Raw genomic sequence first — 4838 nt, forward strand, 5'->3', positions numbered from 1 at the left:
TAGTGTTTAGGCGGCGGCTCTATCCGACCAATGACGCCTCAATCGCGATCCGGATCGCTTCGCTGGTGTGGTGCGCGCCCATCTTGCTGAGCATGTTGGCGCGGTGAATTTCAACCGTGCGCGGGCTGATCGCCAGTCGTTCGCCGATCAGCCGGTTGGACAGGCCATCGGCCACGCCTTCAAGCACCTCGCGTTCGCGCCGGGTCAATTTCTGGATCCGGCTACGCGCCATCGCTTCGCGCAGGCGCACATTGCCCGATGCCGCGCCGCTTTGCTCTGCCATCTCGATTGCCAGACGAACCTGCGCCTCGCCCACCGGCCAGTCGATGTAATCCAGCGCACCGGCCAGCACCGCCCGGACCACCCGCGGGATCACCGGCTCTGGCGCATAGGCCACCAGCGGAACCCAATTGCCGCTGCTGGTCATGGCCTGGATAAGATCGTGAATCTCATCGCCCTCGTCCGCAACCAGCGCCACGCTGCCGCGCGGCCAGCGCTGCATCATTTCCCCGACGTTCTCGAATGGCTCAACATGAATGCCGGTCCCGGCCAGGCTGTGCGAAATCGCCGCCCGCCGCCGGAAATCGCAGTCCACCAAGATTATCGTATGCCCCTGATCCATCGCAAATGCCCCTAGTTGTTAATGCCTAGGGGATATGCCGAAGTGTCCCTGGGCGCCCGCCGCGATGCCTCGAATTCGAAGCGAGTGAACGGGTGTGCCGCGCCAAAAGGGCGCAGCGCCGCCCGTTGCAATTGCTCCAGTTCGGACATTATTCGTTCCCCCGCAGTGCCTGCGCTATTTCCGCCATATCCTGGCTGAGCCGGGCAACTGCACCGGGATCGAAATTGATCACACTATCCAGCAAGGTTCGCCGGGCCCCGGCATAAAGCTGGCCAAGCACCGCTGCCATCTGGGCGGCGGGATCGATGCCCAATTGCAATGCTGCGATTGCGGCCAGTGCGCGGGTCAGCGCTTCGCTCTTGGCCTGATTATCGCTGCGGGTGTTGGCGTGCAAGGCAAGCGCCAGTGCAGAACAAAGCTGATCGTAGCAGACCAGCACCAACTCGCGCGGATCGGCGCCGGCCACCCGGGCATCGAAATCGACGCGGCGATAAGCGTGGGCAGGGTTTCGTAAGGCGTGCATGGCTTATCCGCTGTTAGAATTGTTCCAGGCATCGATCTGGTTCTTGAGGAACGAGAGCGTGGCGCGCGATGCGCCGACCCGGCTGTCGGTTGTGGCGAAGCGGGTGATGAACTGCGCCCGCAGCTTTTCCTGGGATTCGGCCAGTTCAATCTTTTCTGCCGCCAGCTTCAGCTTCTGGGCGTTGAGTCGCGACAACGAGCCGCCCAGCGTGCCCGGATCGGTGATCGTGCTGGCAGAGCGGCTAAGCTTGTCGATCGTGGCATAGACTCCGAAGATTCCGTTGGTCAGCATCGCCGCCACGCCCGAGGGAGACGACTTGAGCGTGGCGGCGAGCCGGGTGGAATCGAGGCGGAAGGTGCCATCGCGGTTGGTTGCAAGGCCAAGATCGGCCAAAGTACGCGGGGCCCCTGCGGCAGCCCCCGGCATCACGGCGCCGCCAGCCAGCTGCCCCATCGCCCGGCGCAGCGCGCGGGTTCCAGGATCGCGCGCCAGATCGCCCGATAGTGGATCGGCATCGGTATTGAGCTCTGCCACCAGCTCGTTAAGCGCGGCGGTAAGGTCGTTCATGAAGGTGTTGACGGCAGCCGATGGATCGCCAAAGCGGATCGTGGTCGGCGCGCCGGGATTGGTTCCGGTTAGCGCCAGATTGAGGCCGGGCACGATATCGCTGATGCTGTTCGATGCGCTGGTCATGGTCAGCCCGTCCAGCTTGAACTGCGCGCTTGCCGCCGGGGTCAGCCGCCGCAACGGATCGCCAGCAGGAGACCAGGCTAGCGCTGCCAGTCCTTCCTCACCGGCGGTTTCGGTGGCTTCCAGCACAAAGGCATTTGCTGCACCCGTAGCGCCCTTAAGCATCAGGTGCGCGCCATCGGTGCCGTTCAGAACATAGGCGGTAACGCCGGCGCCCGCGGCGTTGATCGCGCCCGCCACATCGGCCAGCGTCGATCCGCTGGCGATTGTCAGCGTAACCGGCAAATGGGCGGCGTCTTCGGTAAAGCCGGCCCCGGCGATAGTTCCAAAGCGCAGCGTCAGACTGCCAGAGCCGACCGGACCCGTGGGGGCCGGGATCACCGGGCTGCTCAGCACTTGCGCAGCAGCCAAGCTGGTCACTTCAAGGGTATAGCTGCCGCTGCCAGTGGCCGCACCGCGTGAAACCCCGGCTACCGATCCATTGGCGATAATCGGCTGGCTTGAAAGATCGCCGGTGCGGACACGTTCCCCCACACCAGCCGCCATTTGCTGGATCATGTTCTTGATCGACGATGCGGCAGTAATTTGCCGATCAACCGTTTCAGATTTCACCGTTACGCGGTCAATTTTGACGGCGAACTGTGCGGCTGCAAGGCTTTCGGCCAAAGCAGCCATGTCTATCCCGCTGCCGCCGCCTAGCGTCTGGACGATCGAACTGGTGGCGGATGTTGTGGGCATGGTGTGTAGAACGGTCCGGCGGGCGGGCGATTAAGTGTTTGCCGCAGGATCGGGCTTGCCCTGGGTATCAAAGCGCAGATCCAGCGGAACGTTGATGGCCGGCCGGGCCGGATTTTCCCCGCGCCGCAGCGAAAGCACGAAGGCCAGCACCGCCGCAACGGCGGCATAAAGCTCCTCGCGGATCACCTGATTTTCGCGGGTGGTGAAATAGACCGAGCGGGCCAGCGCAGGGTATTCCAACGTTGGCACGGCCAGTTCGGCGGCCAGCTGCCGCATCGCTGCGGCCTTGTCGCCGCGGCCCTTGGCCAACACGATTGGCGCGGCGGCCTTGGCCGGATCATAGGCCAGGGCAACCGCGAAGTGGCTGGGGTTGGTCAGCACAAATTGCGCTTCCTTCATCGCCTTGGCCACTGCGCCGCTGGCATACTGGCGTGCGCGCTGGCGCTGCGCTGCCTTGCGTTCGGGTGAACCTTCGCTTTCCTTGTGCTCATCGCGGAGCTCCTGCTGGCTCATCCTGAGACGCAGGTAGCGCCGGACCCACTGGATCGGGAAATCAGCCATCGCAATAATCAGCAATCCGCCTGCAAGCAGCAGCAGCAGCCCGGTCAGCGCCTGCCAGGCCAGCACCAGCGCCGGGCCCAGCGCGGCGACCCGGCCCAGCCCCATCAAATCCTGGAGATGCGCCCGCGCCCAGGCCCATGCGATAGCGCCCAGCAACAAGACCTTGGCAATGCCTTTACCGGCCTCGATCCAGCCGGCCGCGCCGAACATCCGTTTGAGCCCCGATAGCGGATTGATCCGTGACCCCTTGGGCGCCATGTTGGCGGCAACCCAGCGGCCATCTGCCGGGCCCAGTTGAACCAGCAGAACCGCCGCCAGCACGCTCAGCGCCAAAAGCACCACCGGCGCAGCTACGCCTAGCGCCAGATTGGCCAGCGCAGCGCCGGGGGAGAAATCCTCCAGCGCGGCACGGTCCCAGCTAAGCCCGCTGCGCGCGCCATCGGCAAGCCGGCCAAACAGCCACGGCCCGGCAAATTTCAACCACGCCGCACCGGCCAGCAGCGCCGCCGCATTGGCCATATCGCGTGACCGCAAGACATCGCCTTTAAGGGCGGCGTCGCGTTTGCGCTTTTCGGTTGGGGCAAAGGTCTTTTCGCCGCTCATCGCATTAGCAGACTTGCAGCTTGCTCAATACCCTGGGCCGAAAGATCGGCGAATTGATCGGCCAGTAGCGGAGCCGCAGCGATCAGCGCGGCAATCCCGGCCAGTACCCCTGCAGGCAGGCCCAAAGAGAACAGATTGAGCGATGGGGCCGAACGGCTGAGCACACCGGCCACCATCTGCACCAGCAGCAGCACCAGCGTGACCGGCAGGGCAATCGCCACTGCGGCGATAAACATGTCGCTGCCAAACAAGGCCACGCTTTGCAGCTGTTCGGCCGAAAGCCAGGCAGCGCCCGGCGGAAAGGCGGTGAAGCTTTCGATCACCAGCTTCAGCCAGGTCAGGTGACCGCCAAGGCCCAGGAACACGACGGTCAGCAGCACGGTGAAATACTGCCCCAACGCGGGCGAATGCGCGCCGCTGACGGGATCTGATGCGGTGGCGATGCTCATCCCCATCGCCCCGCCGATCTGCTCTGCGGCAAGGATCGGCGCGGCGAAGGTCAGTTGCAGCACGAAGCCCAGCGTCAGGCCGATCAGAACCTCGCTCAGCAAGATCAGGATACCGCTGGCAGACAGCAGCGCAGGCGGCACTTGCACTGGCAGCCAGGCAATGACCAGCACACCGATCGCACCTGCAATCGCAACCCGCAGTTGCACCGGAACCGCGCCAGCACTAAAAAACGGGGCGGCCAGCAAAGCCGCGCCGATCCGGGTCATCACAAACAATAACCGCCACAAATCGGCTTCGATCGCGCCGAACCCAAAGGTCAGCGTGTTCACCGCGCCATCCCGGCGATCTGAGCGAAGATATCCTGGGTAAATTCACCAACCAGCGCCATCATCGAAGCGCCAAACAGCACCAGCACCAGCGCGATCACCATCAGCTTGGGCACGAATGTAAGGGTCTGTTCGTTGACCGATGTGGCAGCCTGGATGATCCCCACCACCAGGCCAACCGCCAGGCTGGCGAGCAGCACGGGCGCTGCGACCAGCGCGGTAACCCACAGCATCCGGTCGGCCAGGGCAAGCAATGTGGCGGTATCATCCATTGTCTGAAATCCACACTCGGTCCTCCCCATTTTCGCCGAATGGCGCAAATGGG

General features: G+C 63.9%; 6 protein-coding genes. All 6 read right to left on the reverse strand.

Translation table 11 applies throughout. The annotated features are described in order from the left end of the window. Positions 1-19: 19 nt before the first annotated feature. Positions 20-622 carry a response regulator transcription factor gene (locus ABL914_RS13645; RefSeq protein ID WP_391563738.1) on the reverse strand — a complete coding sequence of 201 codons (603 nt, stop codon included), beginning with the start codon at positions 620-622 and terminating at the stop codon, positions 20-22. Positions 623-770: 148 nt separating this feature from the next. Beyond that, positions 771-1145: a flagellar protein FliS gene (locus ABL914_RS13650; RefSeq protein ID WP_391563739.1), complete on the reverse strand. Its 375-nt coding sequence runs from the start codon at positions 1143-1145 to the stop codon at positions 771-773. A 3-nt stretch (positions 1146-1148) separates the two neighbouring features. Continuing rightward, the gene (gene fliD / locus ABL914_RS13655) at positions 1149-2573 is read right to left on the reverse strand and encodes a flagellar filament capping protein FliD (protein ID WP_391563740.1); all 1425 of its coding nucleotides are present in this window, start codon (positions 2571-2573) and stop codon (positions 1149-1151) included. Positions 2574-2603: 30 nt separating this feature from the next. After that, positions 2604-3737: a flagellar biosynthesis protein FlhB gene (locus tag ABL914_RS13660; protein WP_391563741.1), complete on the reverse strand. Its 1134-nt coding sequence runs from the start codon at positions 3735-3737 to the stop codon at positions 2604-2606. Next, positions 3734-4516: a flagellar biosynthetic protein FliR gene (gene fliR / locus ABL914_RS13665; RefSeq protein ID WP_391563742.1), complete on the reverse strand. Its 783-nt coding sequence runs from the start codon at positions 4514-4516 to the stop codon at positions 3734-3736. The genes ABL914_RS13660 and fliR overlap by 4 nt, the downstream gene beginning before the upstream one ends. Then, a complete protein-coding gene (locus ABL914_RS13670; protein WP_391563743.1) occupies positions 4513-4785 on the reverse strand; it encodes a flagellar biosynthetic protein FliQ in 273 nt (90 codons plus the stop codon). Before ABL914_RS13670 ends, fliR begins: the two co-directional genes overlap by 4 nt. Positions 4786-4838: the final 53 nt, after the last annotated feature.

Source organism: Novosphingobium sp. (genome assembly GCF_040079535.1).
In the GTDB taxonomy this organism is placed as follows: Bacteria; Pseudomonadota; Alphaproteobacteria; order Sphingomonadales; family Sphingomonadaceae; genus Novosphingobium.

What these genes read in the sequence shown, in the direction of transcription:
- ABL914_RS13645 (WP_391563738.1), bottom strand. Translation starts at nt 622, where the DNA reads ATGGATCAGGGGCATACGATAATCTTGGTGGACTGCGATTTCCGGCGG.
- ABL914_RS13650 (WP_391563739.1), bottom strand. Translation starts at nt 1,145, where the DNA reads ATGCACGCCTTACGAAACCCTGCCCACGCTTATCGCCGCGTCGATTTC.
- fliD (WP_391563740.1), bottom strand. Translation starts at nt 2,573, where the DNA reads ATGCCCACAACATCCGCCACCAGTTCGATCGTCCAGACGCTAGGCGGC.
- ABL914_RS13660 (WP_391563741.1), bottom strand. Translation starts at nt 3,737, where the DNA reads ATGAGCGGCGAAAAGACCTTTGCCCCAACCGAAAAGCGCAAACGCGAC.
- ABL914_RS13670 (WP_391563743.1), bottom strand. Translation starts at nt 4,785, where the DNA reads ATGGATGATACCGCCACATTGCTTGCCCTGGCCGACCGGATGCTGTGG.